We start from the raw sequence: 24,449 nt of genomic DNA on the forward strand, positions 1-24,449 counted from the left end.
CGTTCCGGTGTTCCCGGAACGGGGCATGAATAATAGGTTTTAACGTATCAGCGTAATGTTTCCTTTCTTTTTCACCGTTGCGCCATTCTGCAGCTTCACGTTTATGATATACACATATACACCGGAGGGTTGCGGTTTGCCGCTCATACGGCCATCCCATCCCTGGCGCAGGTCTTTAGACTGGAATACTTCCTGGCCCCAGTAGTTGAAGATGTGCAGCTCCAGGGTGGCAATGGTATTACCATACACCATCAGCACATCATTCACACCATCACCGTTGGGGCTGAACAGGTTGGGAACAAATACCTGGTCGCCTGCCGGGTTGGATGCCCTGCCGGTTACAGCTGCTGACAGCTGACTGGTTTGGCAGCTATTTTCCGCTATGGCCCTTACCTGCAGCATTACTATCTGGTTAGGTGTTAATCCTGTTATGGTATGTGTGGTGCCATTGGCGCCGGAGCTGGGAGAGGTAAAGGTGCTGCCGTCTGTGCTTACCTCATACCGTATAGCGCCTGCAACAGGGCTCCAGCTAAAGGTTACGGAGGTGGCGGCAGAATCACTTACGGTTACTACCGGTGTGGCCAGCTCCTGTAATACTGCTACGGTTACCTCTTTGCGGGTGGCGCTTACACAACCGGTACCTGCAAACACTTCCACATAATAAGTAGCCGTGCTATCCAGCGGCGGCGTGGTGAAAGTGGCGCCGGTGGCCAGCTGAGTGCCGCCCGTGGCGGTGCTGTACCAGCGGAAATCAGCACCTGGTACGGAGGCTGCTGATGCGGTAAGCGTTACCGCTGATCCCGGGCATTGCGGATCCGGCGCATTTACAATGATATCATTTGCATCCGGTGCGCCTACTGTAACGCTTACGGCAGTACGTTGTGCGCTGGCGCATCCACCTGGATTTACTGCTTCTACATAATACTGCTGGTTTGCGCTCAGCGGGCCGGTAGTATAAGCAGGCCCGGTAGTTACTGCGGTACCACCGGTGGGTGTGGTGTACCAGCCATAGGTAACATTGGCTGCAGGGTTCTGTACCTGCAGGGTTGCTGTCTGGCCGGGGCATACCGTTATAGCGGCGCTGGCTACCGTTGGTGCAGCAGGTGCGCTATTTACCGTTACGCTTACCGGTGTGCGGCTTACGCTTACACAACCGCCGCCACTGGCTGATTCCACATAATAAGTAGTGTTGCCGGATAATGCCGGTGTGGTAAAGCTGGTGCCGGTAAAGAGGGCCGTGCCGCCGGTAGCGGTACTATACCACCTGTAGAATATGCCTGCCTGCGGGCTGCGTACGGTGAGCACCGCGGTTTGGCCGGCACAGGAAGTAACAGCATCTGCCAGCGGGGCATCAATGGTGCTTACCACGGTAGCGGTTACGCCTGTACGCGCGGTGCTTACACAACCGGCGTTATAGGCAGCTTCCACATAATAGGTAGTGGTGCTGTTCAATGCTGCTGTAGTGTAGGCAGTGCCTATGGCCAGCAGGGTACCGTTAGCCGGTTGGTTATACCAGCGGTAGGTAACTGCGGGATCCGGGTTCAGGATGCTGAAGGTGGCAGTACCTCCTATGCAGGTAATTACGTTATTGGAGGCCACCGTTGGCGCTGCAGGCGCGCTGCCTGCCTGTATGCTTACCCTGGTGCGGGTGGCGCTTATACATTTGTTATTTAATACGGATTGTACATAATAATCGCGGTTGCCGGTTACAGCTGCTACGGTGAATACCGGCCCTGTAAATACCTGGGTGCCGCCGGTGGGCGCATCAAACCACTGGTAGGTGAAGCCGGGGAGCGGGTTCTGTACTACCAGCACTGCATCCTGCCCGGAACATACTTTCACCGTTGCTGCGGCTACTACCGGTGGTGTGGTGTTATTGCTCACCGTGATAATGTATACCTGGTTGGTATCTTTTGTACCGCCAGGCAGGGTAGACTCTACCAGGTAAGTGATGGCTGCGTTAAGCACCGGTGTGGTAAAGCTGGTGCCGGTAAATACCAGGCTGTTGTTAGCGGTATTGTACCAACGGTAAGTAACCCCAGCCTGCGGGTTCACCGCGTTCAGTGTAAGGCTGGTAGCTGCGCAGATGGTAATGCTGGTAGTATCACCGGTATCGCCACCGCCATTGTTGCTGTTCTTCACCGTTACTACGGCGCGGGTGCTGCTTACGCAGGCGCCTACACTGGCTTCCACATAATACTTCATACTGTCGGCCGTTAACGGCGGGGTGGTGAAGCTGGTGCCTATTGCCAGCGGCGTGCCGCCGGTAGCTACATTGTACCATTTGTAGGTAACACCGCCCTGCGGGTTAGCTATTGTAAAGGTAGCGGTGCCACCCAGGTTAGTGCTTTGTGAGCTGGTTACCAGCACCGGCGGCTGCAGGTTGTTCACAACCCTTACCGTAGCGGTAGCCCGGCTGGTGCTGGCGCAGGTACCTATTACAGCGCCTGCATAATATTTCACGCTGTCCACACCGGAAGGCGGTGTTACGCTTAAGGTGGTACCGGTGCCTAACAGCGTGCCGCCGGTGAGCGCATTATACCAGTTATAGGTAACGCCGGGTTGCGGATTAAGAATGGCTAATTGTACGGGACCGCTGCCGCAGGTAACTACTGTGCTGTTCACCAATACCGGCACTACCGGCGGATCTGTTACCGTAATGGGGAAGATGCCCGTGGTATCGCGGAAACCGCCGCTAAATACTGCTTCCAGGCGGTAAGTGGTATTTGCATTCAGCGCTGGTGTGGTAAAGCTGGTGCCGGTACCAACCTGGGCGCCGGTGGCGGCATTAAACCACTGGTAGGTGGCGCCTGCCTGCACACTGTCTACTGTGAGCGTAGTGCTGCTACCCCTGCAGATGGTAATGGCTGTTGTATCCACTGTACCGTTTCCACAATTGATGGCCAATACGGTTACGGATGTACGTACCGGGTTGGGACAACCGTTACGGCTGGTTTCAATATAGTAGGTAGTGCTGGCCTGGTTTAATGCGGGTGTATTAAACACAGGGCCGGTAGCCAGCGGCGTGCCGCCGGTGGCGGTGGCAAACCAGCGGATAGTTACACCGGCTGTATCTGTTGCTGTCAGCTGCGCGCTGCTGCCCCTGCATACCTGCAGGGAGGAGGAAGCAGCAGAAGGTTTGGCCGGCACTAATCTTTGTTCTGCAATAAATACATCCATGGAGGTAATGGCAGTTAACACCCCGCCAATGCTTATGTACACTGCATCATAATCAACCGGTGCTGCAAAGGTGGCGTTGAACTTATTACCGTTCAGCAGCTGCAGTTTCACTACGCCCAAACCTCCGTTCAGGAAGATGGCGTTGCCCACCGGGCTGCCATTCTTATACATTTGTGCGCGTACGCCTCCCAGCACCTGCACATCTGCCAGGCCGCCGGGTAATGCCAGTGTTAAGCGGATGCTATCCCCTGCAAGACCTGGCTGGCGGAAATGTAATACCTGCCCTACATAACCAATGCCTACGCCCGCAGTTACCCTGGCGGAAGTAGTGCTATCAGCATCTACTGCGTTATCAGGGCTAGTTACACCGCACAGCAAACAAATGCTTACGGGCGCGGTATATACCGGGCTTTGTGCTGTATTGGCCACATAACAAGGTCCGTTACCGCCATTGCTGGCACGTACGGTAGCTACGCCCCGTGCGCTGCTTACGCATGCGCCGGCGCTGGCCGCCACATAATATTTAGCACTGTCGCCTATAAGGGCCGGCGTGGTAAAGCTGGTGCCGGTGGCCAGCGGCGTGCCGCCGGAAGGTGTGTCGTACCAGGTATAAGTTACCCCGCCCAGGGAGCCGGCTACTGTAAAGGTGGCCGTACCACCTGGCGTGGTAGTGATATTGCCGGTTACCAGGGCCGGTGTGGCCAGGCTGTCCTGCACTGTTATTTCATATACGCGGATGGTATCTTTTGCACCGCCGGTGAATGTAGCTTCCAGGCGATACATGATATCTGCATTCAGGGCCGGTGTGGTAAATGAGCTGCCGGTTGCGGCCAGGTTGTTATTAGCAGCGTTATACCACTGGTAAGTAACGCCTGCCTGCACACTGTCTACCCGCAGGGTTACCGTACCGCCGTTACAGATAGTAAGCGTAGCGGTATCGCCGGTATTACCACCACTACATTTAGTGAATATATATGCGGTGCCTGCTGTACGGCTGCTGCTGGTGCAGCTGCCTGCGCCGGCTTCTACATAATAGCGTGCGGTATCTACACCGGTGGCTGCCGGTACTACATTTAGCACGGCGCCGGTATCTACCAGGTTACCACCCGTTGGCGCATCGTACCATTTATAGGCGATGCCTGCCTGCGGATTCTGCACGGAGAAAGTAGCGGTTTGCCCTACGCATACATTTACACCGGTAGCTGCAAGCTGCGGTGCTGCCGGTTGCGGCACTGTTTTAACAGTAACGGGTATACGTATCGGATTGGGACAGCCATTACGGCTGGTTTCAATATAATAAGTAGTACCGGGCTGGTTAAGTGCCGGGGTATTGAACACTGCGCCAGTGAATACCGGTAACCCGCCGGTAGCCGTAGCATACCATTTCACAATTACACCGGCAGTATCGGTGGCTTCCAACCGTGCGCTGCTGCCCAAACATACCGTGAGCGAATTGCTTGCTGCGGTTGGTTTGGCGGGCAACAGCTGTTGCTGTGCATTATATATTTCCAGGGTGGTTAAAGCAGTTAATACACCACCAATGCTTACATATACTGCATTGTAATTAACCGGTGCGGTAAAGGTAACGGCAAACTTATTACCAGTTATGACCTGCAGCTTCAACACGCCCAAACCATCGTTCAGGGAGAGGGCGTTACCTGCTGCGCTACCGTTATTATACATTTGCACCCTGATGCCGCCCAGCAGCTGCGCATCTGCCAGGCCGGTTGGTAAGCCCAGTATCAGGCGGATGCTGTCGCCGGCCAGGCCGGGTTGCTGGAAGTTTAATACCTGTCCTATGTATCCTATTCCAATATTTGCACGTACCTGTGAGGCTGTTGTGGAATCGCCATCCACTGCCATATCAGCATCTGTTACGCCACACAGCAAGCAAATGCTGATTGGTGCGGTGTAAACAGGGCTTTGGGTGCTGTTGGCAATGCTGCAGGGCACACCCGTACCATTGCCGGTTCTTACGGTGGCTACACCACGGGCTGCGCTTACGCAGGCGCCGGCACTGGCTTCTACATAATATTTAGCGCTATCGCCGGTTAATGGCGGTGTGGTAAAGCTGGTACCTGTATCCAGCGGGGTACCGCCAATGGGGGTGCTGTACCATTTATACATTACACCTCCCAGGGAGTTGGCTACCGTAAAGGTGGCCGTACCACCCGGCGTGGTAAAGGCTTCTGCTGCCAGTAAGGCTGGTGTGGCCAGGTTGTCCTGCACGGTAATATCATACACACGCACTGTGTCGCGGATGCCGCCGGCAAAGGCAGCTTCCAGGCGGTACATAATATTTGCATTCAGGGCTGGTGTAACAAAGCTGGCGCCGGTAAATGCCAGCGTATTATTGGCGGCATTGTACCACTGGTAAGTGGCGCCTGCTTCTATACTGTCTACCCTGAGCGTTATGCTGGCGCCTTTACAAATAGTAAGGGTAGCTGTATCGCCGGTATTACCGCCATTGCAGCGGGTTGATACATATACGGTTCCGCCGGTGCGGCTGCTGCTGATGCAGGTAACCCTGCCTGCCTGTACATAATAATGCAGGGTATCCACACCGGTTGTAGCAGGTACTACATCCAGGGTGGCGCCGGTATCTACCTGGTTGCCGCCGGTTGGCGCATCGTACCAGGTGTAGGTAATGCCTGCCTGTGGGTTTAACACAGACAATGCAGCTACCTGCCCAACACAAATATTGATAGCTGCTGCTGTTAGCTGTGGTGCTGCAGGCTGTGCTACCGCTTTTACGGTAACGGGTATACGCTGTGTATTGGCACAGCCATTCCGGCTGCTGCCTATGTAATAAGTAGTGCTGGCCTGGTTAAGCGCCGGGGTGTTGAAAATGCCGCCGGTGAACAGGGGCGAACCACCTGTGGGGGCTGTATACCAGCCTACTGTTATGCCGGTAGTATCCATTGCTACAATGCGTGCGCTGCTGCCTAAGCATACTGTGAGCGAATCACTTTCCGGGCTGGGTTTGGCCGGTAACATCACCTGTTCTGCGTTGTATACATCCAGGGTAGTTAAGGCAGATAATACACCGCCCAGGCTAATCCTTACTGCATCATAGGCAGTTTGTACCGGTACAGTGGCTATAAATTTATTAGCGTTTATAAGTTTCAGGGTCAGCAGGAAGTCGTTCAGGAAAACGGGGTCACCTACCGGGCTGCCGGCATTATAGGTTTGTACCTGTACGCCGCCCAGCAGCTGTGCATCTGCCAGACCGGCGGGCAGGCCCAGTATCAGGCGAATGCTATCACCCGCCATACCAGGATGCTGGAACTGCAGGTGCTGGCCTATATAACCAATACCTACATTAGAGCGGATGTGGGAAGCGGTAGTGGTATCCCCATCTATAGCATTACCCGGGTTGGTAACACTGCACAACAGGCAAATGCTGAGCGGTGCGGTGTATACGGGGCTTTGCTGCGCATTGCTGTAGGTACAGGGCAAACCACCGGGTGCATTTACCAGCTGTATAACGCCTACTGCACGGGTGCGGCTGGCCTGGTCAGAGGCATTCACCGCCTCTGCATATATCTTTCCATTTGCAGTTATGGCAGGGGTAGTATAGATAGTATCTGTAGCCAGCACCACGCCGCCGCTATCCACACTATACCAGCGGTAAGTAAGCGCCGGATCAGGGTTAGCAATGCGGAAGGTGGCTCTTTGGCCGGTGCTTACATAGGCTGTATCCGGAATAATATCCGGTACCGGCGGTAAGGTGGAGATAATAACGTAAACGGGAGTACGCTTACTGCTGCAGCCACTGGAATCTGCCTGTGCATAGTAAACGGTATTAGAATCCAGCGCAGCAGTTATGAATTGTGCGCCGGTGTGAATGGCTGTGCCGCCGGTATTTGCCGTAAACCAGTGGTAAGTATAATTAGGGTTAGGAGATACTACATTGAAGGTGGCTGTATGCCCCTTGTCTATTGTAATGGTAGACGGGTTAACCGCAACATCGGGCAGCCCCAGCTTCACCTGAACCGGTGTGCGGGTATTGCTGCCGCAGGCATCTGCCCCGGTGGATACTGCTTCTACATAAAAAGTAGTATCTGAAGTAATGTTGTTAGCGTTAAATGTTGCGCCGGTGAATAACAGGTTACCACCGGAATAGGAATCGTACCAGCGGAATGTGCTGCCTGCCGGCTGGGTAGCCGTTAATGTTACGCCGCTGCCGGGGCAGGTCCTTACCACGCTATCTGCCACCACCGCATTGGGCGGGGTAAATTTAGCGTAGTAGAGCTTGAAGGAGCTGATGGCTGCCAGTAATGCATTGAAGTCTACTTTTACACTGTCGAATGCTACGCCGGGTGCAAAAACAATTTCTGCACGGGCAGTATCATCCAGCAGGCGCAGATCCAGTAGGGCTGCGTTATTAACCTGCGCTACCTGGGTATTACCGCTATAAAGTGTAAAGGTTAAGCCGGATAAAGCGCCCAGGTCTATCAGGCCGGAATTAACGCCTACGCCTACACGCAATGTATCTTTGGTGCCACTTAATGCGCTAAAACCTAAACCCTGGTACACCCCGCCCAGCAGGCCAATGCTTACACGCAGCTCTGATGCACTATTCACATCGCCATCAATAGCCAGTAAGGGATTTATTACGGAACAACCCAAACAGGCTATACCGCTGGTGCCGGTGGATTGTGTGGCGGCAGCCCCGCACAGGAGGTTATTCACTGCCTTGGCAAAAATAGGTACGGCTGTACGTATCAGGCTATGCAAGCCATCGTTGGGTGAAAATGCTTCTACATAATACACCTTGTTATCCAATATGTCAGGGGTGGTAAAGTTAGCGCCGGTAAATACAGGGGTACCGCCCGTAGGTGTTTCATACCAGCTGAAGGTGGCATTGGGAATACGCGGAATGGCGGCTGTAAAGCTGGCCGTTTTGCCCACTTCTACGGTATCGGATGCAGGGTTTACCCTGGTTACCTGTACCGGCATCATGGCAGCGGCTTCGTATACATTTAAACCGTCTAATAAACCTACAGTGGATGTGAGGTCTATACGGGTACCATCAAACGGCTGTGTAGCGGCAAAGGCTACGCGGAATTTCTGGATACCACCGTCTATGCCCAGCAGGTCCAGCTTAATAAGGTTATTGTTCAGGAAGGTGGCGTCTCCATTGGGAGTAGCGCCATTGAACGTTTGTACCCGGATGCCGTTCAGCAAATTGGCGGTAGCCAGGGGATTATTCCGGGTGCCTAAGAAAAATACCACACTGTCGCCGGCCTGATATTCAGCCGGGAAGCGGATCTGCTGACCTACGTAGGTAGCTACGCCTACGGGCAGCACCAGGCGGGAGGCGGTAGTGGTATCCTCATCCACAGCCAGGTTAGGGTTGTTAACGGCGCATAAAACACAGGCAAGACCGCCGGTTATGGGGCTTTGCTGGTCCACACCATACGTCCACAAGGGGCCGGCGCCACCGGCTACTATTACGGGTACGGCGGTACGTTTAAAGCTGGTTTTACCCAGCGGGTCTACTGCTTCTACGTAATAGGTTGCATTGCGGGTAAGCGGCGGGGTAGTAAATGTACCGGTGGCCAAAGGTGCGCCACCGGTGGGAGATGCATACCAGTTGTAGGTAGCGCCTGCTATACGGGATGAGGGTGTTAAAGTAGCGGTTTGATGATAAGCCACTGTGTCGGGCGAAGGGGTAACCGTTACCGGTACCATAGCCACCGCTTCATATAATTGCAGGTTTTGCGCCAGTGAAAGCGATACGGTAGATCTCAGGTTCACCTGCACTGCATCGCAGGTATCCTGTATAGGCAGGGTAACCCTGAATTTACGGTTGCCGCCGGAAAGACCTAACAGGTCTACCCGCGCCAGCTGAGCATCCAGCACCGTTGCATCATCATTTGCTACCGGAGTGCCCAGGATAGCATCATGATAGGTCTGTACAATGAGGTTAGGTAATAACTGCCCGGTGAGGAGGTTCTCCGGTGTTTCCAGGATCAGCACCAGGCTATCGCCGGGGTAGTACACACCCGGGAATATCACCCGCTGGCCTAATGTGGTGGCCAATCCCAGCGGCATTGAGAAAGCGGATGCGGTGGTGGTATCGCCATCTGCTGCCTGTGCAGGGTTGCTTACCGAACACAATACGCAGGCGGCGCCGCCAACAAAGGGACTTGCCTGTTCATCGCCATACGTCCAGATAGGGCCGGGTGCACCGGACACTCTAACTACAACGGGCGTACGTATATAGCTGCTTAAATTATCGGGAGTGGTAGCCTCTACATAATAGGTAGTTGCTGCTGTAAGGGCCGGGGTATTAAAGGTAGCGCCGGTGTGCAGGGCAGTGCCGCCGGTGGGGGTGCTGTACCATTTGAACTGCGTGCCTGATAAGCGGGAGGCAGCGCTGAAAGAAGCGCTTTGCCCGGATACGACCACTGCACTATCAGGGTTCACGGTTACCGGTACAATAGCCGCAGCCTCATAGATCCTTAAGGAGCCTAAAGCTGCCAGCGTAGAACCGGTAGTTACCTGCACGGCATTAAAGGCCTTGGTTACCGGTAGTATTGCACGGAACTTATTAGCTGCGCTGCCTAACAAATTTACCTGGACCAGGGATCCATTTAAAGTGGTTGCATCATTATTCAGCGTTCCGTTATTGAGTGTTTGTACGGTAATGCCGGACAATAAGCCACCGGCCAGCAGCTGGCCGGGCACTTCCAGGTCCAGCGCTATCTGATCACCGGCCTGGTAATCGCCGGCAAAAGTAAGCCGTTGTGTTACGGTACCGCCTACACCCACCAGTGTTACCAGGGCAGAGTAGGTGGTGGTATCGCTATCAACAGCGCGGGCGGGGTTGGTTACCCCGCAGCCCAGGCATATGCCGGTAACAAAATTGCTTTGGGTAGCTGCAAAGCTCCATAAGGGGCCGGGTGCGCCGCCAAAAAAGCGTATAGCCGTTTCCTTTAGTGCAAAGGGAGCAAAGGGATGATCCTGCAGGTAAGCCTGCTGCCAGCTGTTATAGGTTTGGCGGGAAAATACAGCCTTTGCAGGAGCAATACGGGCATAGGCTCCCATAACCAGGAGAAGCGGGATACAGGAGATAACAGCAAAAATAAAAGCTCTTAAAGAACCTTTAGGAGTAACTTTTAAATGCATAGACAGCAAATATTAGTTTGGTAGATATAATTGTGCGTTCTGGTTTTACATAGTGATCACTATGCATCTAAATCTCTGGCTAGGTTATGAACGGGGAGTAAGGTTTCAAACGGATCTTAAATTTCTTACTGGCGGTATAGCATTTCTCACAATCTGTTAAAGAAGTGTTATTGTATTCGCGTAACGAAAGTACTCTCAAAAGGGAGGAAACGAAAATTCATTTCATTCATGTGAGCGCTTATATTCAGCATTATTCAGTAAATAATGATTTGTTCATTTTGTTCATTTCAGGTTGTTGGGAGAGGATCTACATCCGGGAGTTCGCTTTTATAGCAAGAGAGCAGGAGAGATTAAATGCAAACCCCGAAAAATGATGTAGGGTTTTATGTAGGGGGGAGGAGTTGCGCAGCAATGTCGCAGCAATTACGGGGCCTTTTTAGGAGGGAAGCATACCAATAACACCCGAATCAAACTGCCATTATACTACTTAAAAATAGTGGCCGCCTGCGGCTTTAGCGCAGTTGCGCTGCTGCCTGCAGCTATTTTATAGCTATTAAGAATAAATGGATCAGTCAATTCAATCACCGGTATTGATTGCAGAAATTAAGCTTCACGAAATATAATAGTGTAATCAATGCTGTTAGACATAATGAATTTCTTTCTAAGCCCTGCAACAGTTTAGCAGCCGATCATATATAACATTTGCCACTACTAATATTACAACCGATCTATTTTGCTAAATAAAAATCTAAATGTGTAATCTATACGTAACTATTCTTGAAATCTAAAGTCAATCACCTAAAATCCATTATTGTTCCCTATGATAGATCTATCCTATGATTTTATCGTAGCGCTGCAAAAAGAAGTGCTGTATAGATTTGGCGTGGAAGTAATGTTACCGGGAGACTGTAAGCATCTCTCCCAATCTATCCTGGACGCCACTACTAAGCTGGTAAGTGAAACCACACTTAAACGTGTATTTGGTTTTGCTGTTGCCCAGCATAGTTTTTCGCGTTATACGCTGAACACCTTATCGCAATACTGCCGGTATAAGGATTGGGAAGATTTTCAAACCCATCAATACAAACAGCTAAGCGGAGATATTATTGTTGATAACGACAAATGGTCTGATCTTAAGAATAAGGCAGACGCTGTTTCCTATTACACAATTGTAACCTTAAAGAACCGTTCCGGTATTCCTTTTAACAACACTGTACCGCGGCAATACTGCACTGCGCATATAGAACGTTTCCTGGAAAGCGACTATGCAGCTACTGCGCTTATTGCACCTTCCGGCTGGGGTAAATCCGTTTCGCTGGTTCATTTAGCTGAACATTTCTGGTTTGGCCGGGAGGCCCGTTACAAACAGGATATCTGCTGGTTCATACATGCGCATGCAGCGGGCAGCCTGCTGTTAAAAGGCTTCTCCCTTTCCTCCTGGCTGGATAACCAGCTGAATCTTGGCAGTGGTGAAAACTTCCGGGAATACTTTGCGCGTAATTTTGATAAGAAGGGCGGCCGCCTGGTGCTGATCATTGACGGCTTTGATGAAATAGCTGTGGCGGGCGATAAGCTGCGCCTTATGTACACCAAGCTGGAAGATTTTGTGTATTCCAACGACCTGTTCCCCTGGGTGAAAGTGATCCTTTCTATCCGCAGCAATACCTGGTCAGAGATCTTCCAGCACTCCGTGCAATACCCTGCATTTCGCCGCTACTGGTATGTGGGCGCTGAAATGGATGAAGAAACCAATACCAACCTGCCCCTGCTTACTGAACAGGAAGTAAAATCCGTTTTATACAGCCATCAGCTTAACCCGGCCACTGTACGTACCTTCAGTGAGCCGTTCCTGCAAAAGCTGCGTTACCCTTATTACCTGCAGCTATTTTGCCAGCTGAATACAGGACCCGATCAATCGTTTATAGATGAACGCCTGAGCCTTTTTGAGATCGTATCGCGGTTTGTGCAGCAGCGGGTGTTTAACTCACAGAATAATTCCTTTAAGATCAGGATCCTTGATCAGCTGCTTGCCCTGCTGGACTATGGGCGTAACGGTCAGTATACGGATAAGCTGCTGTTGCTGAACCAGCAGGACCTGGCTCTTGCACAAGCGTATAAAGAGCTGCTGGCAGATAATATACTGGTGGAGGAAAACCTGAGCCAGGAGATCATGTTCCATGTGAAGGTGCGCTTTGCGCATAATTTTCTGCTGGAATATTTTACCGCCATGCATTTTATGCGTGAAAGCGGGCAGCAGCTTACGGATGATATGCTGCAACAAATTCTTACACATTTCCCGGCATCCGCTTACCGGGGCAGCATCTTTAAATGGCTGCTGCGTTATGCTATTAACCAGCGGCAAACAGACAACACGCATAAAATACTTTGCCTGCCGCTTTCCAACCTGGAAAAATCTGTGCTGCTGGAATACCTGGTGCTGCATTACCAGCAGGAAGGCGACCGGCAGCCGGACCTAAAGCATATTTTTCCGCCTGGTTATTTTAAAAAATACCCGCTGAACAGCTTTATCAGTGATGACTTTTTACACCCCGGCAAACGTAAGGTGCTTACAGCATTACTTACACTGGCAGAGGCACCGGAAGACCGGCTGAAGATACGCAGCATCCTGTTCCGCCTGGCGCTGCTGCAGCTGGATGCGGAACAGTGCGAGGCGGAGCTGAACAACATTAAAAAGATCTGCGGCAAAGAACCGCAGGATGAAGGGCTGTGGGTAAGCCCCTATGAAATATGCCTGTTCATTTATGAGTACCTGAAATTCGGGATCGTGAATGAAGGCATCCGTGAAAAGATCTACGATTACGCACGTTACTGGAATGGCAGCAGCCGGCAACCTATTACTGTGGCACAGGAAGTTGTGTACCGTAATATGGGATTTATATTCCTGCTGCTGGAAGATTATGAGCACCTGTTTAACTTCAGTAAACGGTTGTTTGCCTATCACCCCACCCTGCCCTACCGCACTACAGACAGCTTACGCCAGGTACTGCTTTGCTGGCAGGCCTATGCACAGCTGCAGCTGGGACATCCGGACACTGCTTCCAGAATATGCCGCCATGTGGACATAGTTCTGAGCAAAAATGCTACGGACCGTTACTGTATACGGCATGTGGAAACACTGCAAAAGATCATTATGGCACATGTGTATAATAACCGGCAGGAGTATAACAAGGCCCTGCGTGCGACTGAAGGGGCTATGGAAATAGCGCTGAAGCAGGACATGAAGCTACTGGCGCTCCTTAACTTTTCCCTGCTGCGGAAGATCTATAAACAGCTGCAGCTGGAAAAACAGCTGGATCAGGCGCAGCAACAGGTAGAACTTTTTCATAAAAGCACCTCCTTTAAACAAACGGCCCGGTTATGGTAAAGAGGTAGAATGATTACATTTGTAATTTACATTTTACCTTCATATGAATGGCGATTGATGAAAGCAGATACTCCGGCCTGCAGCAATTCCTGCTCAACCTTTTGAGCCTGTTAACCGTGCTGCCCCTGGCGCCGTACCTGAACCGGTACCTGCCACAAATAGTGGCCGGTGGCTGGCACTTGGATATGATGGTGGCCATTATCCTTTCCTTTTTATTTACCCGCCTGCTGTTATGGATCTTTAAACCGCTGATCATACCGGCATTTTTGCTAGTGTGCGGCGTATTGGTATTCAACTACTTCACTGATAGCTACAGCTTTGCCAACGTTTTAAATGATTATAAAGGCGTGGTACAGGGCAACTGGGGCGCCAAGGACAGCAAACAGCTGGATATTTTAAGCCTGTACCCCCGCCGTGTGGAAACCTACCGGGATAAAACCGTACGGGGTATAAAGTCGCGGGTGGATTTCCAGGATTCTGTGGTACGCAATTTTTCTGTGCGGCACTCCCTGGAAGATTTTGATGAATATTTTCCAAAGTATGGGAGGGTGGTACGCTTTCTTTCCCTGTTCCGCTACATTAACACTCATTTCAAATATGTGCAGGATACCCGGCGCGATGAATATTTTGCCACAGCCCGGGAAACCATCTTAAACGGGCTGGGCGGGGATTGTGATGATCACTCCATTCTCATGGCCGCCTGCCTGCAATCTATTGGCGCCCAATGCCGTATTGTACTGATACAGGGGCATGCCTACCCGGAGCTTTACTGTGGCAGCAAAGAAGATTTTGAAGCCATGAAGCAGGCTATAATCACGCTTTTCCCCCGGCCGGCAGTAAAGGAGATCTACTACCACGAAATGAAAGGTATGTACTGGATAAACCTGGATTATACCGCCCGCCACCCCGGTGGCCCTTATATGAATGATAAGGTGTATGCGCTCATAGAGTTATGAGCGTGATCCATGGCCGATGACCGCCCGCAAGCCACGGCTAAACATACTTTATTACATTTGCACCATGAGCCAATATAGCCGGATACGGAAATACCATAGCTTTTTCAGATTTAAACAGGATTTTGAACGGTACAGCCTGAAAAAGGCCCGGAGTTACGAGATCATTATTCATTGGCTGCACAGTAAAATGAGCCGTAGCCAGTTCCTGATGCTGTCCGGTATACTGGTGGGTACTGCTGCCGGGCTGGGCGGGGTAGCGCTGAAAATGCTGGTACATTACATCCATTATGTTATTACGTATAAAGTGCACTTCAGCACGCAGATCATATTTTATGCGCTGTTCCCTTTCCTGGGTATTGTGCTCACCACGCTGATGGTGATCTGGTTCTTCAAAGGGCAGTCGCGCAAGGGCATACCCGCTATTTTGTATGAAATAGCGCAGAACAGCAGCCTGGTGCCGGCTGTAAAAATGTATTCACAGATCTTACAAAGTGCGGTAACCGTGGGCCTGGGCGGCTCTGCAGGGCTGGAAAGCCCCATAGCGGTAACGGGCGCGGCCATCGGCTCCAACTATGCACGCATTTACCATTTAGGCTATAAGGAAAGAACGCTGCTGCTGGCAGCCGGCGCTACGGCCGGTATTGCTGCTGCCTTTAATGCGCCTATTGCAGGTATGATGTTCGCGTTTGAGATATTGCTCACCGGCGTAGTGTTCTCTGATTTTATTCCGCTGATACTGGCGGCCGTATGCGGCAGCCTTTTATCCAAAGTTATTTTGCAGGAGGAGGTATTGTTCCACTTTCAATCGCGGGAGCCGTTTAACTATCATAACCTTCCTTATTACATTATACTATCCATCTTATGCGGGTTGTATGCCCGCTACTTTGTAGTGTTTTCCCAGTGGGTGGAGCATTTTTTTCACCGCCGGCAATGGAGCAAGCTGCAAAAAGCCATGCTGGGCGGCGGGGTAGTAGCGCTGCTGTGCGTGATCATGCCACCACTGTTCGGGGAAGGTTATACCTCTGTAAAGCTGCTGGTGAACGGCGATGCCGGGAATATTATAGAGCATAGCTTTTTACGGTACGTACACCTGGAAAACTGGATCGTGCTGCTGTTTGCGGGCAGCGTATGCCTGCTGAAAGTGTTTGCCACTTCCTTTACCATTCATAGCGGGGGTAATGGCGGTAACTTTGCACCATCCTTGTTTGCAGGCGCTTTCCTGGGTTACTTTTTTGCCATGGTATGTGAGCAGGCAGGTATGAAGGATGTGCCGATAGTGAACCTGGTAATTGTGGGTATGGCCGGCGTAATGAGCGGTGTGCTGTATGCCCCGTTAACGGCCATTTTCCTGATCGCAGAATCCAGCTCCGGGTACGACCTGTTTATTCCGCTGATGCTGGTATCCACTATTTCCTTCCTGATAGGCAAATGGTTCTCCCCCATTTCACCGGACCTGAAAGAGCTGGCAGATGCGGGCAAGATCTTTACCCGCGAGCATGACCGCAACATATTATCCATCCTGAAAATTGAGCCGCTGATTGAAAAAGATGTGCAGCAAATAGATATACAATGTTCCCTGCGGCAGCTGGTGGAACTGGTGAAACAGGGCAAACGTAATATGGTGGCGGTGGTGAACCAGCAGCAATTCCTGGAAGGCATTATTACACTGGAAGATATACGGCCTATTATGTTTAACCCGGCCCTGTACGATAGCACCACCGTAGGGGAGCTTATGAAAGCGCCGCCCGCCCTGGTGCACCCGGAGGACAGCGCTGCTTTTGTAATGCAAAAGCTGGATGAGACCCATAGCTGGAACCTGCCGGTGGTGGAGCAAAACCGCCTGCTGGGATTTGTATCGAAATCAGGTATCTTAAATCGCTATCGCCAACTGTTACAGGAGTACTCGAATGATGATTAATTAAAAATGAAGAATTAATCATCGTGGAGAAACTCTTCGCGTGATTATTAATTGTTCATTTTTAATTGTTAATTTATTGTATGGCCAAAATACTTATCCTGTTTGCGCATCCTGCGCTGGAGAAATCACGCATACATGCCGGCTTGCTAAAGAATATCAAAGGCACGCAGGGTGTTACCCTGCATGACCTTTACGAGGTATATCCTGATCTGAATATAGATGCAGAGCGGGAGCAGGCGCTGTTGCTGCAGCACGATATTATTCTTTTCCAACACCCGTTCTACTGGTACAGCGCACCTGCTATTATTAAACAATGGCAGGACCTGGTGCTGGAACATGGCTGGGCCTACGGGCATACCGGCAAAGCTTTAAGCGGCAAACGGATAGGCAATGTGATCAGCACCGGCGGCTCACAGCAGTCCTATACTGTTGGCGGGCACCATGGCTGTACCATTCATGATTTTTTGCTGCCTTTCCGGCAAACAGCCCGCCTTTGCAACATGGAGTATTTACCGCCTTTTGTAATACATGGCACGCACCGCCTGAAACGGCAGGACCTGCCTTTTTGCTGCATGCAGTACCGGGAAACGCTGGAAGCCCTGCGGGATGATAAGTATACCCCGGCCATGCTGCAGGAAGCGGCCTACCTGAATGACCTGATAGCACAAACCAGCGATAGTAACTGATAGCAGCCATTTGCCAACCTTCTTAAACTTTTGTACGGATGAACGAGCATTCCTTTTTCTTTACTGCCATGATATACCTGGCCGCAGCGGTAGTATGTGTGCCGGTGGCTAAAAAGCTGGGGCTGGGATCTGTGCTGGGCTACCTGCTGGCGGGTATTTTCATAGGGCCGAATGTAATGGGGTTCATTGGAGCTGAAGGGCAGGACATTCTGCACTTTGGGGAGTTTGGCGTGGTAATGATGCTGTTCCTCATAGGTATTGAGCTGGAGCCCTCGCTGCTCTGGAAGCTGCGCGCGCCTATTGTTGGTCTGGGCGGTATGCAGGTGCTGATCAGCACCGCTGTGATCTCTGTTATTGCCTGGTGGATGGGGCAACCCTGGAATGCAGCGCTGGCGTTGGGTATGACCTTCTCCCTTTCCTCTACCGCCATTGTATTACAGATCCTGAAAGAAAAAGGCTGGATGCCTTCTGCTGCGGGACAAAGCGCATTTTCCGTGCTGCTGTTCCAGGATATTGCAGTAATTCCCATGCTGGCTATTTTCCCATTACTGGCGCCGGTAGGCGCTGTTACCAGCACCGGCGGGCATACGTTCAGGGATGGCCTCCCCGGCTGGATGCAAACGCTGATGGTATTTGGCGCAGTGATCACCATTATACTGGCAGGGCGTTACCTGGTAAGGCCGCTACTGCGGCTGGTGGCGCAGGTACGGGTGCGGGAGCTGTTCACCACCTTTGCGCTGCTGCTGGTAGTAGGCATATCTGTACTCATGACCTTAGTGGGCTTAAGCCCTGCGCTGGGCGCGTTCTTAGGCGGGGTGGTGCTGGCCAACAGCGAATACCGGCATGAGCTGGAAAGTGATATAGAACCGTTCAAAGGTTTGCTGTTAGGACTATTCTTTATTGCCGTAGGCGCTTCTATAGATTTTCACCTGATACTTTCCCAACCCCTGGTAATGCTGGGATTAGTGCTGGCCCTGATGATGGTGAAATGCCTGATCTTAATGGGGCTGGGAAAAATATTTAAGCTAAGCACGGATCAGAACCTGCTGTTTGGTTACAGCTTATCGCAGGTAGGTGAATTTGCTTTTGTGCTGCTGTCCTTTACCCGCCAAAACGGTATACTGCCGGATGCCACTGCCAGTATGATGACGGCTGTAGTGGCGCTCAGCATGGCCTTTACGCCGCTGGTGATCCTGCTTTATGAAAAGTTATTGCAGCCCCGCTTTACCATTACGGAAAGCAGTACCCGGGAGGCAGATGCCATTGATGAAAAGAACCCGGTAATACTGGCGGGCTTTGGAAAAACAGGGAATGTAATAGGCCGCTTTTTGCTGGCCAATGGTGTGCCCACTACTATCCTGGACCTGGACTCTGACCGCATAGATATGCTGCACAACCTGGGCATACGCGCTTATTACGGAGATGCATCCCGCCAGGATCTGCTGCATGCCGCCGGTGCAGCAGAGGCTAAAATAATTATTATTGCTACAGACACTATTGACCAAACAACGGAAATAGTAAAAGTGGTGCGCCAGCATTTTCCCAACCTGCAAATGCTGGTAAAGGCAGCTACCATACCGGATACCTTTGACCTGATGGAGCTGGGCGTGCTGCATATTTACCGGGAATCGCTGGATACTTCCCTGCGCATGGGAGCCGATGCGCTGCATATGCTGGGTTTCCGCGCCTATAACGCGCGCCGCGCTGCCAGCACTTTCCGGCAGCATGATGAAAAAGCGTTGAAAGAACTATCAGCCCTGCGCGATGACCGCAAAACCTATCTGAATACTTTTAAGGAACGTATTGAAGAAATGTCCACGCTCATTCAAACAGATAAGGTGAAACCCTGGAACGATGAAATACTGAGCTGGGATGAGCGCTCCCTGATGGAGGAAGAAGGAAACCCCGAGATAGAAGGGATCCCGGATGCCAATAGTAGTGCAGAAATATTGAATGTGAAAAAAGAAAATACGTAGTATTTATTTTCCGCTTCCGGTTATTCATTCGTTGCGGTTCCTTCGCCATTTACGTGCGCGGCTATACGCTGCGCTACATCTTCCACTAAGCCGGCATCTATATTGCCCGCCTGGGCGTGATTGTCTGCAATGGCGCGCGGGTAGCCTTCTTCATCCGGTTCAAAGGTAATTTCATGCTCCTGTATGATCACCTTATAAACGGTTTTATATTGCTGGTCCCAGGTCTTTACCTCAAGGATATGCGGGTGACCTTTGTATTCAAATTTCAGTGTAAAGTAGTCCACGGCATTAGGTTTTTTCTGTTGTTTCAAAAGTAACCGTTTTTGTGGTACAAGAGTTGAGGCTATTTAGAAAAATCTAAGTGTTTTATGGCCCAGCTTGTTTTATTATCCAGCGAAATACAACCATATGCCTTCCGGGACGATGGCATTTTTCCCAATAACCCACACCTGCCGGCTTTGTTTTATGAAGATTGTTTGCAGGTACCGGATGACTTTACTGCAGCAGCTGCTATAGAAGCATTGTTCACCAGCAATGGGTGGACAGGCATCTGGGAAAGCGGTATCTATAATTTTCATCACTATCACAGCACCTCGCACGAAGTACTGGGCGTTTGCAGCGGGGAAGCCACCGTACAGCTGGGCGGCCCGCATGGCATTAACCTGGAAATAAGAATGGGCGACGTACTGATCATACCTGCCGGTGTGGCGCATTGCAGCCTGAATAGCAGCGCTGATTTCAGCTGCATTGGCGCTTACCCCCCCGGGCAGGAGCAATATGATGTTTGCCGGGGCGATACCAGTGAAAGGCCGGAGGCAGATGAACGCATTGAGCATTTACCGCTGCCTGTTATAGACCCGGTGTACGGGGCCGATGGCCCGATGCGCCAGTACTGGTTAGAGTGGCGGCTGGCCTAGCGCTTTAGCGGCCGCCTGCAATGCCCCGCTGTAACCCAAGCAGGGCTGCCAGCCCCTTCATTCTACCAATAACGGTATAACCGGGGTTGCAGTGTTTTTGCAGATCATCCAGCATACGATGCCCGTGGTCCGGGCGGAATGGAATGGGCAGCGGTTGCTGCTGCTGCAATTGCAGCAGGGTTTTCATAATGGTGTACATGTCTACGTCTCCCTGCAAATGATCCGCTTCGTAAAAATTGCCGCTGGTATCCTGCTGTACATTACGTAAATGCACAAAGTTTACGCGGTTGCCTATCATGCGCAAAATAGCCGGCAGATCGTTATGCGTGCCGGCGCCCAGGGAGCCGGTGCAGTAACAGATACCATTGGCGGGGCTGTCTACCATCTGCAGTATAAAAGCAATATCATCATGGCTGCTTACAATACGGGGCAGGCCCAGCACATCAAACGGAGGATCATCCGGGTGAATGGCCAGCTTAATGTCCAGCTTTTCTGCCACCGGCACTACCTGCTGTAAAAAATATTGCAGGTGCTGCCGCAGCTGCTGGCGGGTAATATGTTTATAATGCTGGAGGCGCTCCCTGATGCCGGGTATATCCAGCTTTTTTTCACTGGGAATGCCCAGCAGGATGGTATCTGCAATGGCCTGCTTTTGCGCATCCGTGTACTGCTGCCAGCGTTGGGCGGCAGCAGCTACGGTGGCCGCATCATAATCATTAGCGGCATTTTTTCTTTCCAGTAAGTGAATATCAAATAAGGCCAGGTCGGCTTTATCAAAATACAATGCTTCTGCACCATTGGGCAGGCGGTAGCTGATATTGGTACGTACCCAGTCCAGCACCGGCATAAAATTGTACGTTACAATGCGGATGCCGCAAGCCGCCAGGTTCTCCAGTGTAAGCTTATATTTTTCTATGTAACCGGTATAATCGCCGGTTTGTGTTTTAATGGATTCATGCACGGTTACGCTTTCCACCACATCCCAGCTAAGGCCTGCCTGCTCAATTAATTGTTTGCGGGCGGCAATAGCAGCCATGGGCCACACTTCGCCATGCGGAATATCATGTAAGGCTGTTACAATGCCGGTGGCATCTGTTTGCCTTATTTCCTGCAGCGTTACAGGATCATCCGGCCCAAACCAGCGCCAGGTAGGTTTTAATAGTTTCATATAATGCGGAACCATGTTCATAACTAAAAAGTAATCTCTAAAGTAACAAAGGATATTTAAATTTATAGCTTTAATACCGGCGTATGATTCAACGATCTTTTTTACTATCCTGCATTGGCTGTTTTTTTACCTTATTATCTTTTGCGCAGGATACTTCCCTGCATACAGTACCCAACCGCAGCAACAGCGCCGTACAGCAGCAGAAACCTTATGTGATCCTTATTTCCATTGACGGCATGCGGTATGATTTTGCAGAGAAATATCATGCAAAAAATTTACTGCGCCTGTCGGCCAATGGTGTGCGTGCAAAGAGCATGCAGCCCAGTTTTCCTACCTTAACATTTCCCAACCATTATACGCTGGTAACAGGTTTGTATCCCTCCCACCACGGCCTTGTTGACAATGATTTTTATGATCCGCAACGGCGTAAAAGATATTATGTGCATGACCGTGATGTGGTGGAGGATGGCAGCTGGTATGGCGGCACGCCTTTATGGGTGCTGGCGGAAAAACAGCAAATGGTAAGCGCCAGTTATTTCTGGGTAGGCTCAGAAGCTGCCATACAGGATACCCGCCCTACTTATTCATTTACCTATAATGAAAAACAAGGCATAGATCAGCGCATACAACAGGTAGTGGACTGGTTAAGCCTGCCGGCAGATAAGCGCCCGCACCTGGTAGCTTTTTACTTCCCGGAAGTAGACCACGCAGCACACCATGCAGGGCCAGATTCAGACAGCGCCCGCAAAGCCGTTCAGTTTGTAGATGAAAGCATTGGCAAAATGGTGCAGGCAGTAGCTAAGCTGCAATTGCCTGTAAATTTTATTGTAGTATCAGATCATGGTATGGCGCAGGCGGATATACAACATCCTATTTACTTAGACAGCACCCTTAATCTCAGTGACTGTAACCTGTCACTGGGAAATGAAAAGATCATGATCTATAACAGTGATACAACACGCATCCGGCAGTTATATGATACGTTAAAGGCAAAGGCCCATCATTACCGGGTATTCCTGAAAAAAGAAACCCCTGTCCGCTGGCATTACGGACAGGAAGACCGTTACAACCGTATTGGCAACATCATATTAGTTGCGGATGCAGGGTATGTTTTTGGTAAGAAAAATATGCGTACCTACCCCGGCCATCATGGGTATGATAATAATGACACCCGTATGAATGCCACTTTTATGGCCTGGGGGCCAGCCTTTAAAAAACATTATACGCAGCCTGCTTTTGCCAACGTGCATGTGTACCCGTTAGTAACCAGCATCTTAGGATTAAAGATCACAGAACCGGTAGACGGAAAAGCCGAAGTGCTGAAAAATATATTACAGAAATAACGCTTAATACATATAAAAAACAATTAATGCGATTATCTTTGTGGGTTATAAAAAATAACCCTATTATCCATGAAGAAAATTGCACTGTATGCTTTTTCGCTGGCTGCCCTTTCAGCCTGTTCGAAAAACGACGACAAACCTCAGCCTACCCCTGAGCAGGACAAACAATCACTGGAAGTACAAGTTTACAACACCTTAACCTGGAGCGTGGATAAACCTGTTGGCTCACCCGCCACCAACGCCACCGTAAAGCTGTTTAAAACAAAGGCTGCATTTAACAGCGGCACAGCTGCGTACACACAAGCCACCGATGCCAACGGTAAAGCCAGTTTTGCCAGCATTGATACCGGCCAGTATTTTATTGTGGCCACCAGTACCGATGGTGATAACCTTTTAGGCGCAAAACAGGTAGATGGCGCGTATGTAGGTTATGTGGCAGATTCCCTGTACCAGACCACCGCAGAAATTGCCAACTCGCCTCTTAACAAGTATGCAGCGCCCGGCAACTTCCGCTTAGAAGACCTGAACATGGACGGGATAGTAAATAGTAATGATGTTACAGAGCTGCCCGCACAATCCATTCACATAGCAGCCAAAAGCAGCAACAGCAAACGCATCCTGATCGGCAAGCTGGATAACCGGCCTATAGGCTTCAGTAATAAGGCAGCAGTAGCGGCCGCCCTGCAAAGCAGCATTACAAGCCTGAATAACTTTCATGAGGTGCAGGTAACCCTGGATGCCGTGTATACGGACGATGCAGCCTGTGGCAGCATGGGCCCTGACTGGTGCGGTATAGATGCCTACACCGCTATGAACGCTGCCAATAGTACCGCGCTCCTGCTCTGGCAAACTGGCTACCAGATTATATCGCAGCTGAATAAAGTAATTAATTATACCAATGCGGTAAGCGATATGCAAACCGCCGAAAAAGAGCTGGCCATTGCACAGGCCAAAGGTGTAAAAGCATATGTATATTTTCAGCTTACTGCTTATTTTGGCAATGTACCTATGCAGAACGACCTTGCATTACCTACCACCGCAGGCCGGCCCAATACCAATGACATCCGCACCTATATAGATACGCTGTTAACAACTGCAGCAGCAAAGCTGGGCAGCAATACAGATATTATTTCTGCTGCGGCCTGTAAAGCCATACAGGCTAAGCTGGCCCTGGAAGCAGATGATTTTGTGAATGCAAAAACCTATAGCAGCGCAGTGATTGCCAATACGGCCTATGCGCTGGTGGATACACCTTTGATATTTACCCAAACCGGTAATAAAGAGCTGTTGTGGAACACCTCCAACACCCTGACAAGCAGCTGGGTGCAGAGCGTATTTAAGAGAGGTACTTTTTTACCTGAGCTGCGCTTAACAGAAATGTACCTGATCAATGCAGAAGCTAACCTTCATGCAGGCACTATGAACGATGCGGTTAGCAGCCTGAATAAAATACGCCGGCGCGAAAAGTTAGCAGACCTGGCAAACACTATCAGCCCGGACAATTTCCGTACAGAGCTGATGACCGCCTGGAAACGCAATATGCGTACAGAAGGCAACCGCTTACTTGCTTTACGCCGCTGGGATGCTGATCTGACAGTGTTAGGACCACTGGGTTATCAGAAGTATAATGAGCTGCTGCCCATTCCCATCAGCATACTGGAGACTTATCCCAACTTATATCAAAACGTAGGATATTAAACTTTTCCCTGAATAGGGCTAAAGGTTACAAATTAGATAAACATGCAACAGGCTGCCTTTCCAGGCGGCCTTTTTTGTTTTATAC

11 protein-coding genes are annotated in these 24,449 nt (G+C 50.7%); 8 read left to right on the plus strand and 3 right to left on the minus strand.

Going from position 1 to position 24,449, the window contains the following annotated elements; translation table 11 throughout:
* Window positions 1-39: 39 nt before the first annotated feature.
* Entirely contained in the window at window positions 40-10,317 is a 10,278-nt protein-coding gene (locus KVT36_RS17265; RefSeq protein ID WP_217604718.1) for a gliding motility-associated C-terminal domain-containing protein, read from the minus strand.
* A gap of 820 nt (window positions 10,318-11,137) precedes the next feature.
* Here KVT36_RS17265 and KVT36_RS17270 point away from each other — a divergent pair.
* The 5 genes from KVT36_RS17270 to KVT36_RS17290 all read left to right on the plus strand — a co-directional run bounded on the left by KVT36_RS17270 (window position 11,138) and on the right by KVT36_RS17290 (window position 19,238).
* The gene (locus KVT36_RS17270; protein ID WP_217604719.1) at window positions 11,138-13,702 is read left to right on the plus strand and encodes a hypothetical protein; all 2,565 of its coding nucleotides are present in this window, start codon (window positions 11,138-11,140) and stop codon (window positions 13,700-13,702) included.
* A gap of 47 nt (window positions 13,703-13,749) precedes the next feature.
* Window positions 13,750-14,658: a transglutaminase-like domain-containing protein gene (locus KVT36_RS17275; RefSeq protein ID WP_217604720.1), complete on the plus strand. Its 909-nt coding sequence runs from the start codon at window positions 13,750-13,752 to the stop codon at window positions 14,656-14,658.
* Window positions 14,659-14,722: 64 nt separating this feature from the next.
* Window positions 14,723-16,576: a chloride channel protein gene (locus tag KVT36_RS17280; RefSeq protein WP_217604721.1), complete on the plus strand. Its 1,854-nt coding sequence runs from the start codon at window positions 14,723-14,725 to the stop codon at window positions 16,574-16,576.
* A gap of 80 nt (window positions 16,577-16,656) precedes the next feature.
* Window positions 16,657-17,262 carry an NAD(P)H-dependent oxidoreductase gene (locus tag KVT36_RS17285; RefSeq protein WP_217604722.1) on the plus strand — a complete coding sequence of 202 codons (606 nt, stop codon included), beginning with the start codon at window positions 16,657-16,659 and terminating at the stop codon, window positions 17,260-17,262.
* A gap of 38 nt (window positions 17,263-17,300) precedes the next feature.
* A complete protein-coding gene (locus KVT36_RS17290) occupies window positions 17,301-19,238 on the plus strand; it encodes a monovalent cation:proton antiporter-2 (CPA2) family protein (protein ID WP_217604723.1) in 1,938 nt (645 codons plus the stop codon).
* A 20-nt stretch (window positions 19,239-19,258) separates the two neighbouring features.
* Here KVT36_RS17290 and KVT36_RS17295 read toward each other — a convergent pair whose 3' ends face one another.
* Window positions 19,259-19,549 carry a hypothetical protein gene (locus KVT36_RS17295; RefSeq protein WP_217604724.1) on the minus strand — a complete coding sequence of 97 codons (291 nt, stop codon included), beginning with the start codon at window positions 19,547-19,549 and terminating at the stop codon, window positions 19,259-19,261.
* A 57-nt stretch (window positions 19,550-19,606) separates the two neighbouring features.
* On the opposite strand from KVT36_RS17295, the gene KVT36_RS17300 reads away from it, so the two are divergent.
* Complete coding sequence (locus KVT36_RS17300; RefSeq protein WP_217604725.1) at window positions 19,607-20,155, plus strand: cupin domain-containing protein; 549 nt, start codon at window positions 19,607-19,609, stop codon at window positions 20,153-20,155.
* A gap of 4 nt (window positions 20,156-20,159) precedes the next feature.
* Here the strand turns inward: KVT36_RS17300 and uxuA are convergent, their stop codons facing one another.
* Window positions 20,160-21,323, minus strand: coding sequence for a mannonate dehydratase (gene uxuA / locus KVT36_RS17305; RefSeq protein ID WP_217604726.1), 1,164 nt, complete (start codon window positions 21,321-21,323; stop codon window positions 20,160-20,162).
* An 83-nt stretch (window positions 21,324-21,406) separates the two neighbouring features.
* On the opposite strand from uxuA, the gene KVT36_RS17310 reads away from it, so the two are divergent.
* Together KVT36_RS17310 and KVT36_RS17315 are read left to right on the plus strand one after the other, a co-directional pair.
* Window positions 21,407-22,666 (plus strand): ectonucleotide pyrophosphatase/phosphodiesterase, encoded by a 1,260-nt coding sequence (locus KVT36_RS17310; RefSeq protein WP_217604727.1) that lies wholly within the window; start codon window positions 21,407-21,409, stop codon window positions 22,664-22,666.
* Window positions 22,667-22,735: 69 nt separating this feature from the next.
* The gene (locus tag KVT36_RS17315; RefSeq protein WP_217604728.1) at window positions 22,736-24,364 is read left to right on the plus strand and encodes a RagB/SusD family nutrient uptake outer membrane protein; all 1,629 of its coding nucleotides are present in this window, start codon (window positions 22,736-22,738) and stop codon (window positions 24,362-24,364) included.
* Window positions 24,365-24,449 lie beyond the last annotated feature (85 nt).

It is taken from the genome of Chitinophaga sp. GbtcB8, from assembly GCF_019091455.1.
Taxonomy (GTDB): domain Bacteria; phylum Bacteroidota; class Bacteroidia; order Chitinophagales; family Chitinophagaceae; genus Chitinophaga.